This is a genomic window from Massilia sp. UYP11 (assembly GCF_050434805.1).
Classification (GTDB): domain Bacteria; phylum Pseudomonadota; class Gammaproteobacteria; order Burkholderiales; family Burkholderiaceae_D; genus Telluria.
Genome location: NZ_JBNDJE010000001.1, coordinates 376,784 through 402,739, shown reverse-complemented (window position 1 = coordinate 402,739; position 25,956 = coordinate 376,784). Strand labels below are relative to the sequence as shown.

Below are 25,956 nucleotides of genomic sequence, written 5' to 3'. Positions count from 1 at the left end.
GCCGGGATGCGCCTCAACCCTGGCTGAGCTGCGGTTCGCCCCTGGCCTGCCCGTTCGCCGAGGATGCCCCCAGCGCCGCCGGCAGCGCCGACATGCTCAGGAATTCGCCGCCGATCTCGTCGCGGAACCAGGTGCAGTAATCGTGAATGGTCGTCACCAGCCGTTCGCGCTCGGCCGCGTCGCGCACATAGGGCGTGTGGCCCGGCACCAGCGATGGGCTATGGTAAGTCAGCGAGAATACCTCGCAGCCGTTGGCGCGCAGGGCGCGGGTCAGGCGCCGCATCTCGGCGCCGGTGGCGACCTCGGGACTGAGGCGGATACGCTCCAGCGCGCCGCTGCGCGCCAGCACGCCGCCCATGTGCAGCGCGCGTCCCGCTGGCGCGCGGGCCAGCTCGAACAGGCGTGGCCCCATGCCGCGCAGCCAGCCGGCGTAGCCGGTGGTTACCGGCAGCTCGAGCAGGCGCCGCCCCCCTGCTTCGAACCAGTAGGGATGTTCGTCGAAGCTGCGAAAGTCGGGCGCGCCGGCATCCTCGAAGCGGGTGTAGGGCACCACGCTGGCGTCGATCTCATAGCCCAGCGCCGCCACTGCCTCGGCGCTGTGCGGGCCCAGGCCGTAGCGCCCGGCCTTGAAGGCGGTGGGCATGCGGTCGAAGGCGTCGCCGATGGCGGTGGTCAGCATCCGCACCTTGGCCAGCTCCAGCTCGCGCGGCAGGTTGCCGGCGTAGGAGTTAAAGCCGGTCACCTGTTCGTCGTACGGCGGCGAGACCCACGGATGGAGCTGGGTCCCGATCTCGCAACGCCCCTCGCGCATCAGGCTGCGCAGGGTGGCGGCGGCCGCAGGCGCCGTGGCGACCGGCCAATCGACCATATAGGCGGGCACGATGCCGAGCCGGTCGAACACGCGATCGTGCATCAGGGGCTGGGCGGCGACCGAGGTGGTGCCGGTGTTGGCGCGGTCGAAAGGCTTGTCCCAGGCGAACTCTTCTTCGGTATCGACGATGACGATCAGGACCGGTGGCCGCCCGGCCGCTAGCCGGGCCGCTACATGGTTGGTTGTGCTTAGCATTGCATCAATTTCCGCGAAGCCTGAGCGCGCCGATGAGGCGTCGCACATCGGCTGCGACGATGTCCTTTGATAACAGGGTCGATGACCGCACACGGCAGCGCTGAAAGCGATGTCGCCGGTCCATTGATGTTGTCATCCTAGCATATAAAAGAATTATCGGATGACAACCCGATCTCACGCGTGCCGGCCCTGCCCGCGCAGTGATCCCGGCACGGCAAGCGGCAAAAAATCAGTAAATACGAACTATCGCGCCACGGTTGCTCGCGATCTTTGGCTGGAAATTCAGAGATTCATCGCTGAATTCATGCACTCCTGACAAGTAGATTGTCGCTTTCCTACGTCTCTTGAAAAAATGTTCTTGACTTTATTGTCTTAATTGATTTCAACGGCGGCATCTTCGTTGTTTTTGCACAGGAAATCGGCAAAAACTGCGAATAATTGCCCCACGGAAAAAGTTGGCCGATGTAAAGTTCTGTTTCATTCAGAAACTATTTCTCCGGCGAACCTCTTCCGACCACCATGAATACCGAACAGATGACCCCGAGCCGCGCGGTACGTGGCAGCCAGGATTTCCCACATACCCAGCGCCGCGTTGCAATGCTCGCTGCCGTACTGAGCGCAGCCCTGCTGAGCGCATGCGGCGGCGGCGGCGGTGACGACGATGTCGCAGCCGCCGTAGTGAGCGGCAGCATGGATGGCACATCCCTGGCCAGAACCACCACCGGCTTCGTGCCGCAACCAACCGCCCCGACCATTCTCACGCCGTTGCCCACGACCAACCCGGCCACGATCGTCGCCGGCGCCAGGGTGACCGACTTCGAGATCCAGAACCAGGGCCTGGCGCAGACCAACGTGCCGTTCACCTTCGGCCAGATCGTCGCGCAAGGCCAGATGGCCCCGACCGAAGGCCTGGCAGCGCGCCTGCCGGACGGCGGCCTGGTGCGCCTGCAGACCGACGTCAAGGCCACCCATGCCGACGGTTCGGTACGCCACATGATCGTGTCCGGCGTCCTGCCGAACCTGGCGGTCGGCCAAATCGCGAAGATCCAGCTGCTCAAGACGTCCGCACCCGAGAAAAGCGCGCTCACGCTGCAGGACCTGGCCGCCAGTGGCCTGACCAGCGACATCGTCCTGACCCACGAGGGCGTGCAGTACACCGCCTCGCTGGCTGGCGCGCTGGCCTCGCCAAAGCCGGTCCAATGGCTGTCGGGCCCGGTCGTCAGCGAATGGATCCTCAGCACCCCGCTGAAGAACGCCGCCGGCGTCGAACATCCGCTGCTGACCGCCAGCTTCGCCGTGCGCTGGTATGCCGGCCTGTCGAAGCAGGCGCGGGTCGACGTGATCGTCGAGAACACCAAGACCTTCAAGGCCGGCGCACGCAACCAGCGCTACGACGTGAACGTCAACGTCGGCGGCCGCTCGATCTTCGCCAAGAGCCAGATGGCGCACTACCACCACTCGCGCTGGCACCAGAGCGGCTGGTGGGACGCCAGCCGCGCGCCGAACATCCACGTGCGGCCGAACACGGCCTACCTGATCGCCTCGAAGGCGATCTCGAACTACGACCAGAACATCGAGATCAACGAAAACTCGCTGGCGATCATGGGCAAGCAGATCACGGCCGCCAATACCGGCCCGATGACGATCGGCCCGGTGGTCGCCTACATGGCCACCACCGGCGGCCGCGGCGACATCGGCCCGCTCCCGAGCTGGACCGTTTCCTACCTGCTGTCGATGGACATGCGCGCTCGCAACGCCATGATGGCGGCCGCCGACGGCTCGGGCACCTGGTCGATCCACATGCGCGATGAACAGACCGGATTCCCGCTGCGCGTCGACAACGACGCGTACAAGAACCTGTCGACCCACATGAACCTGGCGCACAAGGGTCCGCTGCCGGTGCCGCGCTGCGCCGACAACAACAAGGGCCTGTGCAGCACGCCGAACACCGAAGACACCGCCCACCAGCCTTCGCTGGCCTACCTGCCCTACCTGCTGACCGGCGACTACTATTACCTGGAAGAGCTGCAGTTCTGGGCCGCGGCCAACCCCCTGGCCACCGATCCGGCCAATTCCGGCAACGGCAAGGGCCTGGTGCGCTGGCAGCAGGTGCGCGGCCAGGCATGGTCGCTGCGTACGCTGGGCCATGCGGCCTACATCACGCCGGACACCCATACGCTGAAGGATTACTTCGTCAAGCAGCTCGACAACAACCTGGATTTCTACCACGCCACCTACGTGGTCGGTAATCCGAACCAGCTCGGCGTCTATGACGGCAGCGGCGCCGGCGCCTTCGCGGTGAGCGCCTCTGCCCCATGGCAGGACGACTTCCTGACCTGGAGCTTCGGCTACCTGGCGGAACTTGGCTTCAGCAAGGCGCAGCCGATCCTCAACTGGAAGGCGAAATACCCGGTCGGCCGCATGACCACGCCGGGCTACTGCTGGATCCAGGCGTCGGCCTATTATCTGGAATTCCGTCCAGGCGCCAAGCAGCCGCTGTTCACCGACCTGGCCACGATGCATCAGTTTAACTTTGGCGGCGACAGCATCTCGAACGAAAGCAAGAGGCTGACCCACCCGGATGGCCAGAAATACATCGACCAGCCATGCGCCAGCCAGGCCCAGAGCGACTGGTTCCGCGCGGCGACCAAGGGCCACTGGACTGCGGGCCGGATGTCGGGCTTCTCGGATTCGCCGCTCGGCTACCCCGCCAACATGCAGCCGGCGCTGGCCGTGGCCGCCACCTCGGGCATCGCGAACGCGGCCCAGGCCTGGACGGTATTTACTGGCCGCGCCGACAAGCAGGATTACGGCCGTGGTCCGCAGTGGGCCATCATCCCGCGCTGACAGACAACCGCGTTTCACCACGACCGGGCTTCGCGAGAAGCCCGGTTTTTTTTTGGGGGGCGCCGCCGCTATCGCGCCGTCGACCGGGCGCGCCAGGCTGCGGCCCGGCAGCGCAGGCTGCGCCAGCCCAGCCGGGCCAGAGCCGGCGGATGCCGCGCGGGGACGGTCTCGAACAGCAGCCGCGCCCAGGCCGCGGTGCAGGCCTCGGCCCGCACCTCCTGGCCGCGCCGGCGCCCGTTCTCGACCATGGCGCGGTACAGCGCCGGATCCGACGCGAGGCGCGCCAGCGCCGCCGCCGCTTCGCCGGCCGACGCGACCTCGATGTAGTCGAGCTCGGAGCGGCGCAGCTCGCGGTAGGCCTGTTCCGGCCCCAGGATGGCCGGCACCCCGGCCAGCCACGCATTGATCAGTTTACTGGCCGGCTTCTTCACATGCAGGTGAGACAAGTCCTTGCGCATGGCGACGATCACGTCGATGGCGCCGTAGTCGTTCCAGCTGGTCTGGTAGGCGGCGGCATTGCCGCCCCACGCGACCGCGTCGCATTGCCACTCGATGCCCTGCCCGCGCAGTCCGTCAGCCCACGCCGGCGCGGCCAATTCGGGCGTCATCTCTCCCACCGTCCCCTTGAAGGCGACCGTGCGCACCGCGTCGCCGCGGCAGGGATCGCGCGCCACCAGGCCCGGCTGCGGCCAGTGCTGGACATGGAACACATTGGCCGCCGTTGCCGAGGCGGCGTTCTGCACCACCTCGACGTCGGCATACGGCTGGCGCGGACGGTCGGCACGCGCCGCCACGATGGTCAGCGGGGACAGCCAGCCGCGCTGGCGCAGCAGCGCCGGAACGTGGTCGGCATGGGCGACCACGACGCCTGCGCGCGGCGTCGATGCCGCCAGCAGCACCGGATGTCCGGCCCGCTTCAGGCGCAGATAGGTCTGGCCGACCCAGACATGCACGCCGGTATTGAACAGCGCCCAGTCGCGATCCGGGTCGGCGTCCTGGAACTGCGCCACCTGTTGCGCATCGGGCAGGAAAAATGTTACGGGATGACTACTCACTCGCTCTCCATGCTAGGTTGGCAGGCACGCGCATCATTCAGAATGACAACATTTAATGTCTGATGACAAAAATGCAGCATGGAACGCGTGCGCCGGGATGTTGCAGCATATAATAATTGCGCGTCATTGCAAGGAAGGCAAGAGCAGCATGCGATGCTCAGCCGCATCACCCGTCCAGGGCTGGCCCCGCCAGCCCGCTTGAATGCCGATACAGGAGCCAGTAGGGATGTCTTTATTTAATAGGATGGTCGCACGTCTCAAGCGCGACTATTTCCGCGCGCGGCACCAGAAGGTGATCCAGGAGATCTTGTCGACCCGCCCAGTCGAACGCGGCAGCCTGCCGTTCGTGCTGCTGTCGATGGTCCACACACGCGACGTCCAGGCCTACCTGGTGGCAGTCAAGTCCTTCGTCCATTTCCTGAACCCGGAACGGATCGTGGTCGTGTGCGACCCGTCGATCAGCGACCACGACCAGGCCCTGCTGCGCCAGCACGTGCCGCACATCGAACTGCGCCCGGCCGACGAATTCACCCATCCCGACATCCCGCGCGGCGGCACCTGGGAACGCCTGTACGCCATCGCCGGGCTGGTGCGCGAGCATTACGTCATCCAGCTCGATGCCGACACCGTGACGACGCAGCCGATTCCCGAAGTGCTCGAGGCGGTGCGCAACGGCGCCGGCTTCGTGCTGGGAGAAATGCCGGACACCCCGATCCGCCACTTGTCCGAGGTGCGCGAGCGCGCGCTGGCCTTCCTCAAGCCGGACGCCCACATCCAGACCGTCACCGAAAGCGAGATGGTCAACGTCGGCCTGCCGCAGGACGCCCGTTACGTGCGCGGCTGTTCCGGATTCACCGGTTTCCCGCGCTCCCAGACCATGCGCGACAGCATGACCGACTTCTCGCGCCGCATGACCGCCAAGCTGGGCAACGACTGGACGCGCTGGGGCACCGAGCAGGTGACGTCGAACTACCTGGTGGCCAACGCCCCGGGCACCCGCTCGCTGCCGTTCCCCAAATACGGCACCCCCGACTGCGCGACCTCCGAGACTGCGTTCTACCACTTCATCGGGTCGATGCGCTTCATCAGCGGCCAGTATGAAGCAACCTCGCGCGACGCTATCCGCATGATCGGTAGCAGCAACGCCGCCGGCGTCACGCTCGCGCAGTCGACCCCGGCCGGCTGAACCGGCCGCTTCCCGGATTCGCCATGCTCGGTCCCCTGTCCGCTTTCGTCCCCCGCCCGGCCTGCGCGCTGGCCTGCCTGGCCGTACTGGCCGTGCTGGCCGCCCCGGCCGCCGCGGCCGAGTCCATCACCGGCGTGCGCATCCAGAACCTGGGCGCCGACCAGGCCGAGGTGCCGTTCACCTTCGGCCAGGTGTTCGCCCCCGGGAGCCTCGGCAAGAACGATGGACTGGCCGCGCGCCTCGGCGACGGCAACATGCTGCCGTTGCAGGCCGACGTCAAGGCCACCCATCCGGACGGCTCGGTACGCCACGCGATCGTCTCCGGCATCCTGCCGAAGCTGAAGGCGCGCGCCACGGCCAGCCTGGAGCTGGTCAAGGCAGCTGCGGCGAAGCCGGCCCGCGCCGGCGGCGCCGGCATCGAGCGCCTGCTCGCCGATGGCCTGAGCGCCAGCATCGACATCCGGACGGAGGGCGCGGTGTATCGCGCTACCCTGGCCGATGCGCTGGCCGCGGCCAAGGGCGCGTCCAGGGGCGCAAACGCCGGCGCCTGGCTGGACGGCGCCGTGGCCAGGGAGTGGCGCGGCGCCGTTCCGCTCAAGTCGGCGAGCGGCTCGGCCCACCCGCTGCTGGGCGCCAGCTTCGCGGTGCGCTGGTATCCGGGCCTGGAAAAACAGGCGCGGGTCGAAGTCGTGGTCGAGAACACCAAGACCTTCCAGGCCGGCGCGCGCAACGTCGAATACGACGTCGAGGTCGAGGTCGGCGGGCGCAAGGTCTACCAGCAGGCCGGACTTACCCATTACCGCCATGCGCGCTGGCGCCAGCTGGCCTGGTGGAACGAAACGCGCGCGCCGGCGATCCACGTGCGGCCAAACGGCGCCTACCTGATCGCCAGCGGGGCCGTGCCCAATTACGACCAGACCATCAAGCCGGACGAGCGGGCGCTGGCCAACCTGGCGGAGCGGCTGAAGCCCGACAACACCGGCCCGATGCGCATCGGCCCCGTCATGGCCTACATGCCGACCTCCGGCGGCCGCGGCGACATCGGTCCGCTGCCCTCCTGGTCGGTGCACTACCTGCTGTCGACCGACGTGCGTGCGCGCGATGCGATGATGGCGGCGGCGGAAGGATCGGGCAGCTGGTCGGTGCACCTGCGCGACGAGCGCACCGGCTACCCGGTGCGCACCGACACGCCGGCCAACCGCGACATCTCGACCCACATGAACCTGGCGCACAAGGGGCCGCTGCCGGTGCCGCGCTGCGCCGGCAAGAACCTGTGCAAGACGCCGTACACCAACGACACCGCGCACCAGCCCTCGCTGGCCTACCTGCCCTACCTGCTCACCGGCGACTACTACTATCTCGAAGAGCTGCAGTTCTGGGCCGCCACCAACCCGCTCGGCACCGATCCGGCAAATTCCGGCAAAGGCCAGGGCCTGGTGCGCTGGCAGCAGTTGCGCGGCCAGGCCTGGTCACTACGCACGCTCGGCCACGCCGCCTACATCACGCCCGACGCCCATCCACTGAAAGCCTATTTCACGAAGCAGCTCGACAACAACCTGGCGTTCTACCACGCGACCTACGTGGCCGGCCGGCCGAACAAGCTGGGCGTCTACGACGGCTCGGGCGAGGGCGCGTTCCGGGTCAAGAACTCGGCCCCGTGGCAGGACGACTTCCTGACCTGGAGCTTCGGCCACCTGGCCGAACTCGGCTTCGCCAAGGCGACCCCGATCCTGCGCTGGAAAGCCGCCTACCCGGTGGGACGCATGACCGCGCCCGGCTTCTGCTGGACCGAAGGCGCCGCCTATTTCCTCAAGTTCCGCCCCGACGACAAGGAACGGGGACCGCTGTACGACAGCTTCGCAGAGCTGTACCGGGCCAATTACGATCGCGACTCCTATCGCAAGGACGATGGCAAGCGCGCCAGCCACCCGGACGGCGCCCGCTTCATCGACCAGCCCTGCGCCAGCCAGGCCCAGGCCGACTGGCTGACCAAGGTCTACCGCCGCACGTGGACGCCCGGGCGCATGTCTGGCTATGCCGATTCGCCGATGGGATTCCCGGCGAACATGCAGCCGGCGCTCGCCGTCGCGGCGACTTCGGGCATCGACAACGCGGCCGAGGCCTGGAAGCGCTTCGACGCACGCGCCGACAAGCCGGACTATGCCAGGGCGCCGCAATGGGCGATCGTCCCGCGCCGCTGAGCATCGCCACACCATTGTCAAAAATGTATCGTGCGGGCATCTGTCCACAGCAATGCCGCATATAATGTCGTGCATTACAGCAACCGATGCGGCGCCGCAATCGCCGTGTCCCGCTCCCGCCCGCTGAACGAGGCGGCTGCGTTCACCTCCCCATGGCCATGGCAAATCTGCGACGTTCGCTGATCATCAATTTCTTTTCGTCGTCCGGCGCGACCATGCTCAAGTTCCTGGTCAGCGTGCTGCTGGCGCGCATCCTGAGCCCGAGCGAGATCGGCGTCTATTCGATGACGGTGGTGTTCGTGAACCTGGCCGGCGTGTTCCGCGATTTCGGCGTGTCGGGCTATCTTCAGCGCGAACCGAACCTCACGCCCGACAAGCTGCGCTCGGCCAGCGGGGTGGTCTTCACGTCGTCCTGGCTGATCGCGCTGTGCCTGTACCTGGCCAGCGACGCGCTCGGCGACTGGTTTGCCGAACCCGAGATCGTGCCGGTGATGCAGGTGCTGGCGCTCGGCTTCGTCTTCATCCCGTTCGGCTCGGTCACCAATGCCCTGCTGTCGCGCGAATTCGCGGCCGAGAAGCAGGCAATCGTGAACGCGGCCGGCACCATCAGCTTCTGCGTCAGCTGCCTGGTGCTGGCCAAGCTCGGCTTCGGCAGCATGAGCCTGGCCTGGGCCAACCTGATCAACATCCTGGCCTGCATGCTGGCCCTGATCCCGATGCGCCCGCGTAACGTCCCATGGATGCCGTCGTTCTCGCACTGGCGCGGCGTGGCGCACTTCGGCGTCGGCTCGCTGGTATCCAACATGGCGGTGGCGGTCAACAACGCGATTCCCGACGTCCTGCTCGGCAAGCTCGGGTCGGCGGCCCAGGTCGGCCTGCTGAGCCGCGCCAACTCCACGGTCCAGATCTTCATCCACGTGGCCGGCTCCACCGTCAACTATGGCGCCGTCTCCTACCTGTCGCAGATCCACCACCGCGGCGAGTCGCTGGCCCCCGTCATCACGCGCGCCACGCTGCTGCTTACCGGCGTCGGCTGGACCGCGCTGGGCCTGACCGCGGTGCTCGGCCACGACATCGTACTGGCCCTGTACGGTCCGACCTGGCTCGAGGCGGTGCCGGCGATCCTGCCGCTGACGCTGGCGGCGGCCGCGATCATGATGTTCAACTATATCTCGATGGCGGTGGCCGCGATCGGCCGCCCCTACCTGAGCGCGGTCCCGGTGCTGGGCATGCTGCTGGCGCGGATCCTGTTCGGCGTCCTGATGTACGATGGCTCCCTGGCCGGCTTTGCCTGGGCGCTGTTCCTGGCGACGATCGTGAGCCTGCCGCTGCGCGCGATGCAGCAGAAGCGCTATTTCGACCTGCGCATGCTGCCCCTGCTGCGCGCGCTGGCGCCGAGCGCCCTGGTGGCCCTGGGCAGCGTCGGTGCTGGTATGCTGCTGGCGATGCTGCTGCCGTCGTCGCTGGCGCCGATGCTGCGCCTGCTCGTGATGGCGCCGCTGCTGGCCGCGGTCTGGTACCTGCTGCTGCGCCTGACGCGCCATGAACTGGTCGGCGAAGTGCACCGGCTGGCGGCGCCGATCAAGAACCGGCTGGCGCTGCTGCGCCCCAACCCTTAGGCGCGCCCGCACAGGCGCGGCGCCTTCCGTGAATGGAATCCACATGTACCTCGACCAAACCAAGACCATCCTCACCGACGTCCTCAGCCTGGGCGACGCCGGACGCGACCTGACCGCCGACTCGCCGCTGCTGGGCGCGCTGCCGGAACTCGACTCGATGGCGGTGATCAGCCTGATCGCCGCCCTGGAAGAACACTTCGACATCGCGATCGACGACGACGACATCAGCGCCAGCACCTTTTCCACCCTGGGCAGCCTGGCCGCCTTCGTGGAAGCCAAGCGCGGCGCATGAAGGACGCCGCCGGCGCGCCGGCCGAGCCCTTCTTCCTGAAGGCGGACGGCGGACAGCGTTTCTGCCTCTACCACCCGCCAGCCGGCCCGGCGCGCGGCGCGCTGCTGTACGTGCATCCTTTCGCCGAAGAGATGAACCGCGCACGCCGCATGGCGGCGCTGCAGGCGCGCGCCTTCGCCGCGGCCGGCCACGCCGTGCTGCAGATCGACCTGGCCGGCTGCGGCGACAGCAGCGGCGACTTCGGCGACGCGCGCTGGGAACTGTGGAAGGCCGACCTGGCGCTGGCCGCGGCCTGGCTGCGCGAGCGAACCGACGCGCCGCTGCGGCTGTGGGGCCTGCGCCTGGGCGCCCTGCTGGCATTGGACTACGCGCGCGCGGCCGCGCATCCGGTGGCCGGCATGCTGCTGTGGCAGCCGGTGCTGAAAGGCGGCGCGTATCTGACCCAGTTCCTGCGCCTGCGCCTGGCCGGGGCGCTGCTGGCCGACGGCGACGCCGGCCCCGGCGCCAGTACCACTGCGCTGCGCGCGGCGCTGCAGGCCGGCGAGACGCTCGAGATCGCGGGCTACGACCTCGATCCGCGCCTGGCGGCCGCGCTCGACGCGCTCGACCCGCTCGACGCATTCCGGCCTGCGTGCCCGGTCGACTGGATCGAAGCGGTGATGCAGCCCGGCGCCGAAGCGGCTCCCGGCGCTGCGCGCGCCGCCGCCGCCTGGCGGACGGACGGCGTCGACCTGCGCCTGCACCCGGTCCATGGCGCGCCGTTCTGGACCACCACCGAAATCACCGAGAACGCGGCCTGGCTGGATGCCGGGGTGGCCGCGCTGGAGGCAAGACTGCATGGGCATTGAAGGCGTGGAGACAACGCATATGGAAGCCGGCGCGAACATCGACGAAGGCCTCGAAGAGCGCGCGCTCGCCTTCGGCTGCGGCGGCGAACGCCTGTACGGCATCCTGAGCCTGCCTGGCCAGGCGGCATCCGCCACCCGCGGGGTGCTGGTGGTGGTCGGGGGGCCGCAATACCGCGCCGGTAGCCACCGCCAGTTCACGCTGCTGGCACGCGAGCTGGCGCGCGACGGCGTGCCGGTGCTGCGCTTCGATTACCGCGGCATGGGCGACAGCGAAGGCGCCGCGCGCCCCTTCGACGACGTCGACGACGACCTGCGCGCCGCCATCGACGCCTTCATGGCGGCCGTCCCCGGGCTGCGCGAAGTGGTGCTATGGGGCTTGTGCGACGCCGCCTCGGCGATCGGCATATACGCCGCGCGCGACGCGCGCGTGGCCGGCCTGGTCCTGCTCAATCCCTGGGTACGCACCGAGGACGGCCTGGCGCGCGCCACGCTGCGCCACTACTACCGCGCGCGCCTGAAGGATCCCGCCTTCTGGAAACAGCTGCTGCGTGGAGGCCTCGACTGGCGCCGCTCGCTGGCCTCGCTGCTGGCGCTGCTGCGCAAGGCCAGGGGCAAGCCCATGCCTGCCGCCGCCGCCGGCGCCCCCGCAACGACTTCGCTGCCCGAGCGGATGCGCGCCGGCCTGCAGGATTTCCGGGGCCGGGTGCTGCTGGTGATCGCCGGCGCCGACCTGACCGCGCGCGAGTTCTGCGACCTGGCAGATGCCGACCTCGCCTGGCGCGGCATACTCGCTCCACCGCGCGTGACGCGGCGCCGGATCGACGACGCCGACCATACCTTCTCGCGGCGGGCCTGGCGCGACCAGGTCGCGCGCTGGACCAGCGAGTGGCTGCGTTCCTGGTAAGGCTCTAACTCTTCAGCGGCGCCGGCAGGCGCCGAAATCGTCGAAGGCGCCATAGACGCCCACCGTGGCGCGCGCGACGCCGCACAGGTCGACTCCATCGCGGCGCGGCTGCGTGCGTCCCGGCGCCTCGTCTTTCCAGCGAAAATCGCCTTCGCCCGGGGCTGCGAACAGCGCGCGCACCGGATGCCAGCCCACGTACGAGCGCCACAGGCCGGCATCGCGGTTGTCTCCCAGGTGCAGCAGGCCGGCATCGCGGCTGCGGATCGGACCATCGACCAGGTTGCCGTCCAGCCGCGCGCTGCTGGTGGCGTAACGGACATCGATGCCGGCCGTGTCGATCAGGGTATTGTCCTCGATGCGGGAGTCGGAAGCGCTGTTGAGGTAGATGCCGACGTCCGAACAGCCGACGATCAGGTTGGCGCGCAGCACGCCGCGTTCCTGCTCGGTGACGCAGCGTCCGTCACGGCAGAAGCGCGCGCCCGTACCGCCCCCGCCCAGCGACAGGCCGACGCGCTGGCCCGGCTGGCCTGCCAGCGTCTGCTCGCACCACACCAGGTTGCGCTCGAAGACGTTGCCGCTGCCACCGCCCTTGGCGAAGGCCCCGTAGCTGACCCGGTTCCCCTGCAGCTTGACGAAGTCGCGAATGACGTTGCCGCGCACCGTCCAGTCGCTGGCCGCGACCAGGTCGATCGGCGTCACTGGCCGGCGCGTCGCGCGCGGCGCCGGATTGGACAGGGTATTCGCCTCGATCAGGCCATGGTCGGGAAAGCGCCCGCCGGCGCCGTTGATCTTGAAATGGGCATTGAAGCCCTGGACGAGGTTGTTGACGGCGGCGAAGTGGCTGGCCGCGCCGGTGACCTGGAACGCGTGCTCGCAGTCGTCGTGGCGGCGGCAGGCGCCGTCGATGGCCAGGTTCTCGAAGCGCCAGTGCGGGGCGCTGACGCGGATCGCGATCGTGACATGCGAGAGCAAGGTCACCGTGCCAGGTTGTGCGGCGCGCACCACGACCGGCGCTCCGGCGGCGCCGGGCCTGCCGGCTTCCAGCGAGCGGTTCACGATGCGGTAGGTTCCCGGCGCCAGCGTGATCGTGGCGCCGGGCGCAGCCGCGGCCATGGCGGCGCGCAGCGCGGCGACGTCGCGCACCAGGCCGGCCGCGGGCCCGGGCGCGCCCGCGGCCTGCGGCTGGGCGCCCAGCCGCAGGCCGTCGAGACCGGCCCTGGCCGGTGCGCCGCGGTCCAGCGTCAGCAAGACATCGCTGGCGAGCCGGCCGGCGCCGGTGATGACCGCGTTGTGACCGCTGCTGCGCTTTTCGATATACGGCGCCAGCGCGCGCGGCATCACGCCAGCGCGTTCAAGCGCGAACAGCGTCGCGGCGATGCCGCAGCCGGCCAGCACGACGCAGGCCGCCAGTGCGGCCAGCGCCAGCCGCGCGCCACGCCTCATGCGCTGCTCTTGATGCCGTGCCGGTTCATCATGTCATACAGGGTCGGGCGGCTCACGCCCAGCATCTCGGAGGCCTTGACGATATTGCCGTCCACGCGCGCCAGCGCGCGCACGATGGCGGCATGCTCTGCCTCGTCGCGCACCTGGCGCAAATTCAGCGGTTGCTCGACCTGCGCGCCATGGTCGGGCAGGCCCAGGTCGTCGGCCACGATGGTCGGGCCGTCGGCCATGATCACGGCGCGCTTGACGCAGTTTTCCATCTCGCGCACATTGCCCGGCCACTCGTAGCCCTCGATCGCGGCGATCGCGTCGGGCGCGAAGTGCAGGGTCGGGCGCGACTCCTGGGCGCAGAACTTGTTCTTGAAATGGTGGGCCAGCAGGGCCGCATCGCCCTGGCGCACGCGCAGCGGCGGGATCGTGACGACGATCTCCGACAGGCGGTAATACAAGTCTTCGCGGAAGCGCCCGGTGGTGCACAATTCCTTGAGCTTCTGGTGGGTGGCGCACACGATGCGCACGTCGACCGGGATTTCCTCGTGGCCGCCGATGCGCTCGATCACGCGCTCCTGCAGGAAGCGCAGCAGCTTGGCCTGCAGCGGCATCGGCAGGTCGCCCACTTCATCGAGGAAGAAGGTGCCGCCGTTGGCCAGTTCGACCTTGCCCTTGGTCTGCTTGGCGGCGCCGGTGAAGGCGCCCTTCTCGTAGCCGAACAGTTCGCTCTCGAGCAGGTTCTCCGGAATCGCGGCGCAGTTGATCGCCACGAAGCGCTCCTTGGCGCGCGGCGACAGCGCGTGCAGCGCGCGCGCCAGCACTTCCTTGCCGGTGCCCGATTCGCCCAGGATCATCACCGAGGCCGAGGTCGGGGCCACCTTCTCGATGTTGCGGCACACCTTGAGCATGCCGGCGTCGCGGCTGATCACGCCCGCCATCGGCGAATCGGCCTGGTTCGACTGCATGCGCCGGTTTTCCATCTGCAGGTTGTGCAGGAAGAAAGCGCGCTGGATCACCAGGTTCAGCACCTCGGGTTCGCACGGCTTCTGGTGGAAGTCGTAGGCGCCCATGGCGATCGCCTTGACCGCGTTGGCGCGCTCCTGGTTGCCGGTCAGGACGATCACGCGGGTGTCCGGCGCCAGCGCCAGGATCTGCTCCAGCGTGGCCAGGCCCTCGGTCGAACCGTCCGGATCGGGCGGCAGCCCGAGGTCCATGGTGACCACCGCCGGCTCGTGGCGGCGAATCTGCGCCAGTGCGCTCTCGCGGTCGCCGGCGACGACCACGTCATAGGCATCGAAGCTCCAGCGCAGCTGCTTTTGCAGACCGGGGTCGTCCTCGATGATCAACAGTTTCGGTTTATTTTGGGTCACGGCTATTCCTCAGTTCACGCTGCGCGATCGACGGCGCCGGCGGCGATGCCGGCCTCGTGGTACAACGGCAGGGTGACGGTAAAAGTGGTTCCAACCGAGGGCGTGCTGGTCAAGTCCAGCGCGCCGCCCAGTTCATTGATGTATTCGCGGCTCTCGAACACGCCGATGCCCATGCCGGCCGGCTTGGTCGATTCGAACGGCTTGAACAGGCGCTCGCGAATGAATTTCTCGGTCATGCCGGCGCCGGTATCGGCCACCGTGATCGCCACCCGGTTGCCCTGGCGGCGAATGCTCACGTTGACGCGCCCGCTCTTGGGCGTGGCTTCGATCGCATTCTGGATCAGGTGGCCCAGCACGCGCTCGAGCCGCTCGCGGTCGGCCAGCACCATCAGGCCCTGCTGCTCGACCTGCAGCAGCGGATGCGGCTCGAGGGCGCTCTTGAGCGCGATCGCCTGGCGCACCACGGCCTCGACCGACAAGGCGCGCGGCCGCGCCGGGGCATCGTTGCGGCTCAGTTTCTGCAGCATCGACGTCATCTTCTGGATCGAATGGTCGACCGTGTCGAGCATGTCGCGTTGGAACTCCGGATTGTCGCGGTGCTTTTCGGCGTTGGCGTTCATCAGGGACAGCTGGGACACCAGGTTCTTGAGGTCGTGCACCACGAAGGTCGACATGCGGTTGAACGAGTCGAACTGGCGCGCCACCATCAATTCGTCGGCGGCATCCTGCTGCGCCAGGTAGCTGGCGGCCTGGCTGCCTGCGATCTCGAGCAGGTCGAACACTTCCCAGTTCAGGGCCACGGTGCTGCGCGCATCCTGCAGCACCACGAAGCCGAACAGTTTCGAGTGCATCATCAGGGGAACCACCAGCCAGCCGCGCGGGAACTCCTTCAGCCAGGCCGGCAGTTCGAGGTCGCCGTACTTCTCGGGCAAGGACTTGTATTCGCGCAGGTCGATCACCCACTGGGTGGTTTCCAGGAAGCGGCAGAACTTCGAATCGGCCGGCTCGACGGCGCTGCTGGCGGCCTGCAGGCCGGCCACCGGGCGATAGGTGCCGGCGCCGGCGCCGTCGGGTTCGCCGTCGCGGCGCTGCCACAGCACCCCGCCCGGGCTTTCGACCAGGGCGCCGACCGCCTCGATCGCACGCTCGCCGATATTGGCGCTGTGCTCGGACAGGGTGCGCGTGAAGCGCATCCATTCCTCGCGGTAGTCATAGCCGTAGCTGTAGAAATGCTTGCTGATGAAGACCTTGAGCCAGGAGCGGAACGTGCCCGAGAACAGGGTGCCGGCCAGCACCAGCAGCGCGCCGCACAGGAACACGACCTGCATCACGCCGCCCCAGCTGCCGCCGAAGTAGCGCAGGTAGTAGCCGGCGAAGCCCATCGCCAACAGGTACAGCGCGGAGCCGAACAGCGCGGTCGAATGGAACATCACGCGCCGCGACAGCGCCAGCGCATTGGCGCGCGAGGTGCCGCGCTTGACCGCGGTGCCGATCAGCGGCATGGCCAGGGCGTTGACGATGCCGCGCGCGGCCCAGGTGTCCTGGTGCATCTCGTGGAACAGCATCGCCTGGCTGTACATATAGAAGTCGTAGGCGAACATGGCGCCGATGCCGAGGCAGGCGAACTTGATGGCCCAGCGTTCCTGCACCGTCTTGTTGCGGTACACCTGCTCGACCAGCAGCATGCCCAGCACCGCCTGGCACACGCGCGCCGTCACGTTCGGCAGCATGCCGTCGACATTGAGCATCAGGTCGGTGCGCAGCAGCGCCGTCGCCAGCAGCAGGCCCAGGTAGACCATGCCGCCGACAAACACCGGCGTGCGCAGGCCGAATGGCCAGCGGCTGCCCGGATCCCTGTAGTTTCCCAGTAACAGCACCAGCACGACGCACCAGGCGCCGCTGCGCAGGATCTCGAGCTTGTCGGTCCAGACCGACCACAGCCTAAAGCCGGACGCGGCTTCCATGGCCAGGGCGCCGGACCAGAGCGCGGTGAGCGCGCAGGCGATCGCGATCGGCGCGACGTGGCTGCGGCCGCGCCAGATCGTCAGCAGGAGACCGATCAGCAGGAAGAAACCGATGGCGGCGACGCTATAGCTATAGACGGCAATGCTGGTCAACGTGCGCCATCCATGAGAACGTGCATTGAAAAAATCCGGGTGAGGAGATCACACCGATGCCCGGCCCTGGCGCCTTCCGGGGCGTGCGCCTCAGCGCCCGCTGCGGAACAGGACGACCTTGAGCGTGTTGATCAGCACCAGCACGTCGAGGAACAGGCTGTTGTTCTTGACGTAATACAGGTCGTACTGCAGCTTTTGCAGCGCATCCTCGGCCGAGGAGCCGTAGCCGTAACGCACCTGGGCCCATCCGGTGATGCCTGGCTTGATGCTATGGCGCACATTGTAATATGGCACCACCTCGATCAGCTGCTCGACGAAATAGGCACGCTCGGGACGCGGACCGACGAACGACATGTCACCCTTGAGCACGTTGAACACCTGGGGCAATTCGTCGATGCGGGTCTTGCGCATGAAATTGCCGACGCGGGTGACGCGTGGATCGTTCTGGGCCGCCCACTGCGGCTTGCCGCCCTTTTCGGCATCGGTGCGCATGCTGCGGAACTTGTGCACGCGGAAGATTTTGCCGTCCTTGCCGACCCGTTCCTGCGAATAGAACACGGGGCCGCGGTCTTCCAGCCACACGGCGATCGCCGCGGCCAGCATGATCGGCAGGGTCACGACCATGATCAGGGTGCTGCACACCAGGTCGAAGCCTCGCTTCATGAAGGTGCGGATATAGCTCTGGTCAAAGCCACCGCCAAAGACCAGCCAGCTCGGCTGCAGGGAGTCGACCCGGATCTGGCAGGTTTCGCGTTCGAAGAACGTGGCGGCGTCGGTGACCTTGAGGCCTTGCAGTTTGCAGTCGAGCAGTTCCTTGATGGGGAAGCTGCCGCGCCGGTTCTGTACCGAGACCACGATTTCCTGCACGCCATACTGCTTGGCGACCTTGACCAGCGAATCGCCGTCACGCACCTTGAGCAGGTCGCCGGAGGGTACGCAGACCTCTTCGCTGGCGACCGGGATGAAGCCGGCGATATTGTAGCGGTGGTAGCTGGTCTTCTTCTGCGCCAGCTCGCTGCACTCCTTGGCCAGCGGACCGCAGCCGAGGAACATGATGCGCGACTGCATCAGGCGCATTTCGGACGTCTTGAAGAAGATGATGCGCGCGGTAAAGATACCGACCGCCGCCAGGCCGAACACCAGCAGCAGGATGCCGCGGCCGAAATACAGGTCGGGGGCAATATAGAACACCAGCGTCAGGATCAGGAAGCCCATCAGGAAGGCGGGCATCAGCTTCATCAGGAAGGGATGGCGCAAGCCTTCGTCGAAATCGAGCTGGTACATGCCCATGGCGCTCATGCTGAAGCTGACCGCAATCGCGAAGGCGATGGCCGACGCCATGAAGTGATCGAGCTGCAAGGCTGTCGCCGGCGCGTCGACGTCAAGAAAGCGCATGGCTGCGCCCGCATAGGCTGCACCGAGCAGGATCAATATCTCTACGAACAGTAGGACGAATACGATCTTCGACACATAGTGATTAGAGATCCGAAACATGTTATTCCCCAGAATTTATTATTGCTTCACTGCTTGCTGAGTTGGCAAAACGACGGCAAGGCTTCACTGCATCGAACGCAGCGCGCGCATGGTCTCATACAATAGCTACACCGTGTCGCGCTCGCCAGCATACCTGTTGTATCGGCGACAGATGACCATCTTCTGGTCAACAAATTTCTTAGCGCAACATTATCAATATAACAAAGATTCGAATTTGTTTCTTTATCGCTACATCTAGCGTGCGCGGGGCAACAGCTTGTTGTCGGACACATAGGCCGGCGTGCCGCTCAGTGCCAACCATGTGAACATACGGCAAGCCGGCGCCGTACGCTCGATGACTGGTCGGTCATGCAAGCAAGTCTGCTGAACAGCGGACTGCTCATGCAAATTTATTTATCGCCTGCAAGACATGTTTTTGCCATATTTTTAACATTAAATATAGCATGGAAACACAAACAGGCTCAACGACGCTTCATTGCCGCGTCAGGCCAATGCAACACGGGTAACACAAGCGACCAAGACTCACCTGCGATTAGTGAAAGAAATTTTAGCATTGACTCAACAGTATGCCGCACAACGATGTATATCGTGCGCTATTGTTTTAAAGCCAATATTGATTTATAGCAAGTGTGTGTCTTAGAGCTTTGCCACGGCGCCCTGGGGCGCATCCAGCACCGGCATGGCGCCGGCGGCCGGTGCCGGCTGACGCGCGCGCGCTCCTGCGCCGATGAGCCGAGGGAACAGTCGCGGCATCAGGACGTCGGCGATGCGGTAAACGGCGACCAGGATGGCCGTGACCAGCACCGGCGCCATCACCCAGTACACGGGATAGGGCAAGGCGCTGCCATAGCGGTTGTACAGGAGCCAGGTCAGCAACAGCACAGGGGCATGCGCCAGGAACATGAAGAAGCTGTACTTGCTCATGCCTACCAACCATGGTCCGAGCCGGGTCCCCACCAGCCAGGCGGTGGCCGGCCAGATGAGGAACGGCGCGACCAGGCGCAGATAGGTCGTGTTCGCAACACGGAAATGCACGATGGCGGCGCAGGCGAGCACGAACAACACCAGGCACAACAGTGCATGACGGTCGAGCAGGCGCAGGTTCCAGCCGCGCACGGCCGCCATGCCGCCGACATAGAACAGCACCGCCATCAGGTCGCGCAGCACCAGCGCACCATCGTAGTTATTGAAGAACACCACCGACACCAGGACCAGGCCCGGCCAGGCGTAGTTGCGCAACAGCCAGCCGAACAATGGGGCGAGCAGGATCAGCGCCAGCAGGTCGCGCAGGAAGTTCAGCGGGTAATTAACAGGCGAAGCGGTCAGGCCCAAGGCCGCATTGAGCCAGGCCATCGGTTCGAACGGCCACAGTTGCGCGGACATCTCGATGCCGGCGAACACCTGCGCCCCCAGCGCCAGCGGCACCAGCGGCAGGCTGAAGCACAGGAAGGGCAGCAGGATGGTGCGCGCCTTCTTGTTGAACAGGCGGGCCGGCGCGCGGTCGAGCGCGGCGCCAAACAGCAGGAAGCCCGAAATGACGGTCAGCACCGGCACGCTGGCGCGGAAGACGGCGAGCTGGAAAAATGCTTTGACGGCATCGAACCAGCCATCGCCGACCTCGACCATGGGCACGTACTGCGGCGTATGCAGCATGATGACGCCGAAGATCATGACGAAGCGAAGAAGGGCGATACGGTCGCGAAGACCATGGTCGAGAGTCATGGAAGGTGCTCTTTCAAAGGTGCGGAGCATGCGCAGATGGCGGCGCGCATGACGCCCGAAACTGCCGGATCGGGCCTGCCGGCAATGAGGAGCTTGCCAGCTCTTACTTACATTAAAGTCAACACTGAGGAATGTCAATTGTGCGCGTGTTTCATTACACAAATGGTGCGCTACGGAAACGAAGAGAGAGTATGGAAGCGGGGCGGCGACATGCCGGCGCATGCGGGACGATCGGGCGGGGGGAGGAAAACAACGGCGATGATGCCGGAATGGCGCGGCTGGCTGGGATCGAACCAGCGACCCTTGGCTTCGGAGGCCAATACTCTATCCACTGAGCTACAGCCGCGCTGGAGGCGTGACGAAGGATACAGTCTTTCCGCAGGTACGTCCATGGGCAAAAGCGGAAAAACCCCTACACCGAAACAGGATTACACTATAATAAGATTCTCGACGGCATTTGCAAAAAGCCACTAGATCGCAGTGCCCAAGTGGCTGGTTTTTTTAATTGAATTAAGGAAATCATGAGCGACGCACACAACGAACATCAATCCCTCATCCGCACGCCAAAACAGCTCGTCGTTGCCGTCACGGGATTCTTTCTAGTCATTGTTATAGGTATCATTTTGCTGGTCATATTCGTGACCAGCACCGCCACTACCGGCGCCGGCACCGACAGCCAGAGCGCCGAAGCCATTTCTAGCCGTATCCGCCCTGTTTCCGAAGAAGGTTTCACCCTGGTCGACGCCAATGCACCGCGCGTGCTCCAGGCCGGCGGTGTCGTCTATGCCGCCACCTGCGCGTCCTGCCACGACAGCGGCATGGCAGGCGCACCGAAGACCGGTGACAACGGGGCCTGGGGCGCACGCCTGGCGCAAGGCTATGACACCCTGCTCAAGCACGCGATCGAGGGGATCCGCGCCATGCCTGCCAAGGGCGGCAATCCGGATCTGGACAATCTCGAAGTGGAGCGCGCAGTCGTCTTCATGGCCAACATGAGCGGCGCCAGCTTCAAGGAACCGGCCGAACCCGCGTCGGCACCGCCGGCCGCCGATGCGCCGGCCAGCACCGCCGTGACCGCAGCGACCGCCGACACTCCTCCCCCGGCAACGCCCCAGCCTGCTGCTGTCGCGGCGGCGCCGGCCGTCGCCGGTGCCGATACCGGCAAGAAGGCTTACGACGCAGCCTGCATCGCCTGCCATGGCACCGGCATCGCGGGTGCGCCTAAATTCGGCGACAAGGCGGTGTGGGCCGCACGTCTCGACCAGGGCGCGAACACCCTGTACGAGCACGCCATCAAGGGTTTCCAGGGCAAGACCGGCTTCATGCCGCCGAAGGGTGGCTCGACCATTCCCGACGCCGAGGTCAAGGCGGCGGTCGATTACATGGTCGCTGCAGTGAAATAAAGGTGTGCGGCGAACACGCCGCAGGGCCGATGCCTGGCTTCGATATGATGCTGCAAACAAGGAGGGGAATCGACATGGCGCGATACCCGTTCCCTGGTGATGACCCCGAATGCCATACGCCGCCATTGGCGCGACAGCTGTAACGCGCCCGCCATCGAGCGCCCGATGCCGCCCGGGTAGTTGGGTCGTCGGTGCGACGCCACGCCATCGAAGCGCGCCAGCCATGTCTTGAAGCGCCGGTGACACGCGCTCGCCTGTGAAACATGGACGGGCGTCCCCGGCGTCGGCGCGGACGCGTTCGGCGGCACTGAAGTGGACGGTCTGGTGCGCGACGCCAAGGGGATCGGCGCAGGCGCGATCGGCGCAATTGGCGCCGCTGACCAGCAGCGCTTGCCGACGATCTCGGCAGGTGCTTCACCGGCCGGGCCACCTTCAGGACTTTCCACCAGCGTGCGATTGGCAATGAAGGATCGGGGCGCCCATTCCGGCCAGTGCGCCGCCCGGCCCGGTAAACCTGTTTTCTCAGCTCGACTGGGGTTGGATCGCCGGCGCTCCAGAAGGCTGCGGCAGTGGGGTGGGGACGAATGCCAGCTTGACGTGCTCGGCGGCAAAATATTCCAGCAGCGCGCGCGTCAACAGGATCAGGCCGGCCATCTCCAGGCCCTCTTCGATCGTCACCAGGAAGGCGTACGTAAAGTTCTGACCGAACGCTTCGGCATAGGCGCCGTCGAGCAGTTCCATGCCCAGGCATCCGCTCAGGTAGATAGCGGCGGCGAGCAGCAGCTGGCGCCGCATGGCAGGCGCGAGCCGAAGCAGGAATTTCATGAAGAACAATGCCGCGGCGCAGACGACAGCGATGCCCGGGATGACCCAGCTGAAGTAAAAGACACCCAGATCCCCCGGTCCCAACAGGCCGCGCATCGGCGCGATCAATTTTTCATGTACCTGGAATCCTTCATCATAGGCAATCAGTACAAATCCGAGCGCCAGGACCTGCCAATAAAGTGAATCGCGCGGTGCACTCGAGCGGCTGCTCAGCCCAACAAGGAAAAGTAGCAAGGCATTACCCAACGCGATCATGACCGTGAAGAAGGTCGGAATATTACGCTCATAATCGACGTTAAATAGCTGAACGAGTCCGAAGACGTGGTCATGGTCAAAAACGAAACGCAAGGTCTGACCGGTGAAGCTACCGACCAGCAGGAGCAACGCCAGCCCAAAGAGGATCCGGACAATGGCCTGTGGCCGAATGGATAACTGATAGGACGGCATTGTTCTACTCCTTATTCGCTTGGCCGCAATAATTTCCCCGAAGCATTTTTATTGGGTGTATTCACATGACATCTTGATGACATCGCGTACAAGAATACGCCAGCAATTGTTGTCAGTAAATAAATTTATTGAAAAAATTATATTTTTTGTTGCCGTGGAAGCACGGCCGCCCTCAGGCTCGTACCGGAGCGAACAATGCACGAAACGCTGGCGGTCGGATTGATGGAAGTTGCCCGGCTACTGCGGGCTACTCGCCGGCGGCGGTACAAAGAAACGGATGACAAGAAAGTCATCGTCGTGCTGGTTGACGTGTTTCACAGGATGCCGAGCCTGCTCCTGCATGCAAGCAAAGCGCAGGCAAAGCAGGCTCGACAGGCGAGGCGGCGCCAGTTCCGTTGCAGCACGATTGATTTTGCCTGGTCTGCGGCCCCCGACGCTCCGCCTTGTATTCCGGACGAACGGGCCGGAAGCGCGGCGAACCCAGCCACGTCAGTTAACTGTTCTCTTAACCAAAAATCATTAACGTTGTTTTCAGACAACTTATCAATTCTGCAGAGAAAATATTTTTTGCCGGCGGCGCTGCATGGCAAGCACTGCTGTCAGGCCAATCCCATAAAGCCACATTCCTGCCGGCGCCGGGACTTCAGCAATGTCCTCACCAATATAAAAATCAAAATTTATTCCTGTAATACCCAGCCCCCCGATCTCCTCCGAACCAAACAGATTGTCCGAAGCGGGGAACAATCCATCCCATGGACGATTTTGTTCGACATCGCCGGCCAGATTATCGGTTCCAGAAACTAGTTTATTACTTGAATTAAAAAAGGAAACCCGCGCATCGAACAACGTTACTTCGCGCAAAAAATCCAGTGCGTCGCCGAAAATCCCGATGCCATAGACAGCCGTCCCATCCGACGCCGGGAACATCTCGCCATTCGACCTGATTTGAATACTGATGAGTGCCCGGCCATCATCCAATGCGGTTTCCGATTCGGTGAACGTCAGGTTCAAGCCATTCCAGCTTCCCCCTTCGGGAGCGCCGTCGAAGACCGGGACTACGAACAGCGGATCGGAAGCGCTGGCTTCGCCCAGGTAGAGCGAATACGTCGAACCGGTCTGAACGAATGGTGCAGCGACTGCTTGAGCGCCCAGACCAAGCGTCGCGACGCAAAATGTCATAGAAGCAAGAAACTTGTGCATATTTCCCCCTACATATTTTAATTCTTAACATTTTATGCAAGTTTCATGCCAAAAAAGATTCCGCGTAAAAACAATACATTAAAAATGTTCTTCATCCTTTCCGACCCAGGCTGTCAATAATTTCGACACCGCCGCACGACTTTTGCACTGTTTGCTGATCTGGCACACATCCCACCACGGTTACTTTTCAGTAGTGGCATGTGGTATTCACTGCGCCGCAGCTATCGTCATAATGAAAGCCCTTGACCGTCTTCATGAGGGTTCGATTCAAAGGTTTTTGCAAGGAAATAATGGATAATTATCCAGAAGAATCAGTTCATTATTTACAAAATAGTTTCTTCCTATACTCCAATGTTAGAAATTGATAAATATTGCAAAAATGAACTGTCACAATTGGTTACAAACTGTTTGTAGTAAATATCGTATCCTTAAAAAAATTTCCATTAGGAATAAATTCCAATGGGAATTACTTAGAGGATTATCATGCAACTATTCCGAACCGATTTATCTGTTCAACACGCCGCGCTTCGTCTGAATGCCGCACTGATCGTTTCCCTCGCCGCCGTCGGCGGCGCTTCGGCTGCCACGCTGTCGGTCGGTCCTGGCAAGACGTATGCCGCCCCATGCGCCGCTTTCGCCAAGGCCAAGGCTGGCGACGTCGTCGAGATCGACGGCACCAAGACCTATAGTGGCGACGTCTGCGCCATCAACGTCAACGACCTCACTATCCGCGGCGTCAACGGTCGTCCGAAGATCAATGCCGCTGGCAAGAATGCCCAGGGCAAGGGCACGTGGGTCGTCAAGGGCAATGACGTCACGATCGAGAATGTCGAGATGTATGGCGCCAAGGTCCCGGACAAGAACGGCGCCGCACTGCGTCTGGAAGGCACCAACTTCACCCTGCGCTCGTCTTATCTGCACGATAACGAGAACGGCATCCTGAGCGGCGTTAATGCCAACAGCCATATCGTGATCGAGAACAACGAGTTCGGCTTCAATGGCCGTGGGGAGGGCAAGACCCATAACTTGTATATCGGCGTCGTCGCCAGCCTGACCTTCCGCTACAACTATTCGCACGATGCCAAGATCGGCCACAACCTGAAATCGCGCGCCAAGCTCAATACCATCAGCTACAACCGCTTTTCGAGCACGACCGGCAAGCCAAGCTACGAGATCGACCTGCCCAATGGCGGAACGTCGTACGTGATCGGCAACGTGATCCACCAGCCCGCCAGCCACGATAACCCGGCCATGGTGGCCTATGGCCTGGAAGGTCCGACCAATCCGGGCCAGGACCTGTACGTCATCAACAATACTTTCCTGAACGACGACAGTTCGCGCGGCACCTTCGTGCTGATCGACCGCCGCGTCACCAAGCCTGCTCTGCTGCAGAATAATATCTTTGGCGGCACGGGCACCGTCACCGGCCAGGCCAGCGCCATCCAGAAAACCAACTTCCGTTCGGTCGCCCCGGGCTTCGTGAACCGCGCGTCGTTCGACCTGCATCCGACCGCCAACCCGCTCGTGATCGATGCCGGCACGGCGCCCGGCAAGTCGGCTTCGGGTGTGGACCTGAGCCCGAACGCGCAATACAGGCATGTGGCGGGCGCCGAATCCCGCCCGGCCTCCGGCACGCTGGACATCGGCGCCTATGAAACGGCAGGCACGGCGCCGGCGCCAGGGCCAGGCCCGGCACCGGGACCGGGACCGGGACCGGCGCCTGGAACTCCGGAGACCTGGACGTTCTGCTCCACCGAAGCCAACAGTTGCTCCTTCACCGGCACCCGCAAGGTCCGCTACGGTGCGCCAGGCGCCTACAATTACAAGGTCCTGACCCGCAAGACGGTCTGCAACAGCGCGGTATTTGGCAACCCCATCCCCGGTGTTGCCAAAAAATGCCATTACTCGAACCTGGCGCAATGATCT

Annotated in this window: 18 protein-coding genes and 1 tRNA gene; 9 read left to right on the top strand and 10 right to left on the bottom strand. The window is 64.7% G+C overall.

Annotated elements, in window-relative coordinates:
- Nucleotides 1-13: 13 nt before the first annotated feature.
- Nucleotides 14-1,066 carry a polysaccharide deacetylase family protein gene (locus ABIB38_RS01790; protein WP_429201237.1) on the bottom strand — a complete coding sequence of 351 codons (1,053 nt, stop codon included), beginning with the start codon at nucleotides 1,064-1,066 and terminating at the stop codon, nucleotides 14-16.
- Nucleotides 1,067-1,585: 519 nt separating this feature from the next.
- Here ABIB38_RS01790 and ABIB38_RS01785 point away from each other — a divergent pair.
- Entirely contained in the window at nucleotides 1,586-3,913 is a 2,328-nt protein-coding gene (locus ABIB38_RS01785) for a hypothetical protein (RefSeq protein WP_429201235.1), read from the top strand.
- A 68-nt stretch (nucleotides 3,914-3,981) separates the two neighbouring features.
- Here the strand turns inward: ABIB38_RS01785 and ABIB38_RS01780 are convergent, their stop codons facing one another.
- Nucleotides 3,982-4,968, bottom strand: coding sequence for a hypothetical protein (locus ABIB38_RS01780; protein ID WP_429201233.1), 987 nt, complete (start codon nucleotides 4,966-4,968; stop codon nucleotides 3,982-3,984).
- Nucleotides 4,969-5,194: 226 nt separating this feature from the next.
- Here ABIB38_RS01780 and ABIB38_RS01775 point away from each other — a divergent pair, with 226 nt between their 5' ends.
- The 6 genes from ABIB38_RS01775 (at nucleotide 5,195) to ABIB38_RS01750 (ending at nucleotide 12,018) form a co-directional block, all read left to right on the top strand.
- Nucleotides 5,195-6,154 (top strand): hypothetical protein, encoded by a 960-nt coding sequence (locus ABIB38_RS01775; RefSeq protein WP_429201231.1) that lies wholly within the window; start codon nucleotides 5,195-5,197, stop codon nucleotides 6,152-6,154.
- Between the two features lie 23 nt (nucleotides 6,155-6,177).
- Complete coding sequence (locus tag ABIB38_RS01770) at nucleotides 6,178-8,355, top strand: hypothetical protein (protein WP_429201229.1); 2,178 nt, start codon at nucleotides 6,178-6,180, stop codon at nucleotides 8,353-8,355.
- Between the two features lie 158 nt (nucleotides 8,356-8,513).
- Nucleotides 8,514-9,974, top strand: a complete 1,461-nt coding sequence (locus ABIB38_RS01765) for an oligosaccharide flippase family protein (protein WP_429201227.1) — start codon at nucleotides 8,514-8,516, stop codon at nucleotides 9,972-9,974.
- Between the two features lie 43 nt (nucleotides 9,975-10,017).
- Nucleotides 10,018-10,266 (top strand): acyl carrier protein, encoded by a 249-nt coding sequence (locus ABIB38_RS01760; protein WP_429201225.1) that lies wholly within the window; start codon nucleotides 10,018-10,020, stop codon nucleotides 10,264-10,266.
- The gene (locus ABIB38_RS01755) at nucleotides 10,263-11,114 is read left to right on the top strand and encodes a hydrolase 2, exosortase A system-associated (RefSeq protein WP_429201224.1); all 852 of its coding nucleotides are present in this window, start codon (nucleotides 10,263-10,265) and stop codon (nucleotides 11,112-11,114) included. The genes ABIB38_RS01760 and ABIB38_RS01755 overlap by 4 nt, the downstream gene beginning before the upstream one ends.
- The gene (locus ABIB38_RS01750) at nucleotides 11,104-12,018 is read left to right on the top strand and encodes a hydrolase 1, exosortase A system-associated (RefSeq protein WP_429201222.1); all 915 of its coding nucleotides are present in this window, start codon (nucleotides 11,104-11,106) and stop codon (nucleotides 12,016-12,018) included. The genes ABIB38_RS01755 and ABIB38_RS01750 overlap by 11 nt, the downstream gene beginning before the upstream one ends.
- A gap of 12 nt (nucleotides 12,019-12,030) precedes the next feature.
- On the opposite strand, the gene ABIB38_RS01745 is transcribed toward ABIB38_RS01750, so the two are convergent.
- From ABIB38_RS01745 to ABIB38_RS01720, 6 genes are all read right to left on the bottom strand, one after another.
- A complete protein-coding gene (locus tag ABIB38_RS01745) occupies nucleotides 12,031-13,461 on the bottom strand; it encodes a right-handed parallel beta-helix repeat-containing protein (protein WP_429201221.1) in 1,431 nt (476 codons plus the stop codon).
- Entirely contained in the window at nucleotides 13,458-14,822 is a 1,365-nt protein-coding gene (gene prsR / locus ABIB38_RS01740; protein ID WP_429201219.1) for a PEP-CTERM-box response regulator transcription factor, read from the bottom strand. The genes ABIB38_RS01745 and prsR overlap by 4 nt, the downstream gene beginning before the upstream one ends.
- Nucleotides 14,823-14,836: 14 nt before the next feature.
- The gene (gene prsK, locus ABIB38_RS01735) at nucleotides 14,837-16,939 is read right to left on the bottom strand and encodes an XrtA/PEP-CTERM system histidine kinase PrsK (protein WP_429201217.1); all 2,103 of its coding nucleotides are present in this window, start codon (nucleotides 16,937-16,939) and stop codon (nucleotides 14,837-14,839) included.
- Nucleotides 16,940-17,029: 90 nt separating this feature from the next.
- Nucleotides 17,030-18,433, bottom strand: coding sequence for a TIGR03013 family XrtA/PEP-CTERM system glycosyltransferase (locus ABIB38_RS01730; protein ID WP_429201215.1), 1,404 nt, complete (start codon nucleotides 18,431-18,433; stop codon nucleotides 17,030-17,032).
- Between the two features lie 636 nt (nucleotides 18,434-19,069).
- Nucleotides 19,070-20,155 (bottom strand): acyltransferase family protein, encoded by a 1,086-nt coding sequence (locus ABIB38_RS01725; protein ID WP_429201214.1) that lies wholly within the window; start codon nucleotides 20,153-20,155, stop codon nucleotides 19,070-19,072.
- 270 nt (nucleotides 20,156-20,425) lie between these two features.
- Nucleotides 20,426-20,501: transfer RNA gene (locus ABIB38_RS01720), tRNA-Arg, on the bottom strand.
- A gap of 175 nt (nucleotides 20,502-20,676) precedes the next feature.
- Here ABIB38_RS01720 and ABIB38_RS01715 point away from each other — a divergent pair.
- Nucleotides 20,677-21,558, top strand: a complete 882-nt coding sequence (locus tag ABIB38_RS01715; RefSeq protein ID WP_429201212.1) for a c-type cytochrome — start codon at nucleotides 20,677-20,679, stop codon at nucleotides 21,556-21,558.
- 522 nt (nucleotides 21,559-22,080) lie between these two features.
- On the opposite strand, the gene ABIB38_RS01710 is transcribed toward ABIB38_RS01715, so the two are convergent.
- Together ABIB38_RS01710 and ABIB38_RS01705 are read right to left on the bottom strand one after the other, a co-directional pair.
- Nucleotides 22,081-22,830, bottom strand: a complete 750-nt coding sequence (locus tag ABIB38_RS01710) for a hypothetical protein (RefSeq protein ID WP_429201210.1) — start codon at nucleotides 22,828-22,830, stop codon at nucleotides 22,081-22,083.
- Between the two features lie 543 nt (nucleotides 22,831-23,373).
- Complete coding sequence (locus ABIB38_RS01705; RefSeq protein WP_429201208.1) at nucleotides 23,374-24,030, bottom strand: hypothetical protein; 657 nt, start codon at nucleotides 24,028-24,030, stop codon at nucleotides 23,374-23,376.
- A 483-nt stretch (nucleotides 24,031-24,513) separates the two neighbouring features.
- Between ABIB38_RS01705 and ABIB38_RS01700 the strand changes: the two genes are divergently transcribed.
- Entirely contained in the window at nucleotides 24,514-25,953 is a 1,440-nt protein-coding gene (locus ABIB38_RS01700; protein WP_429201207.1) for a hypothetical protein, read from the top strand.
- The last annotated feature ends 3 nt before the right edge of the window (nucleotides 25,954-25,956 follow it).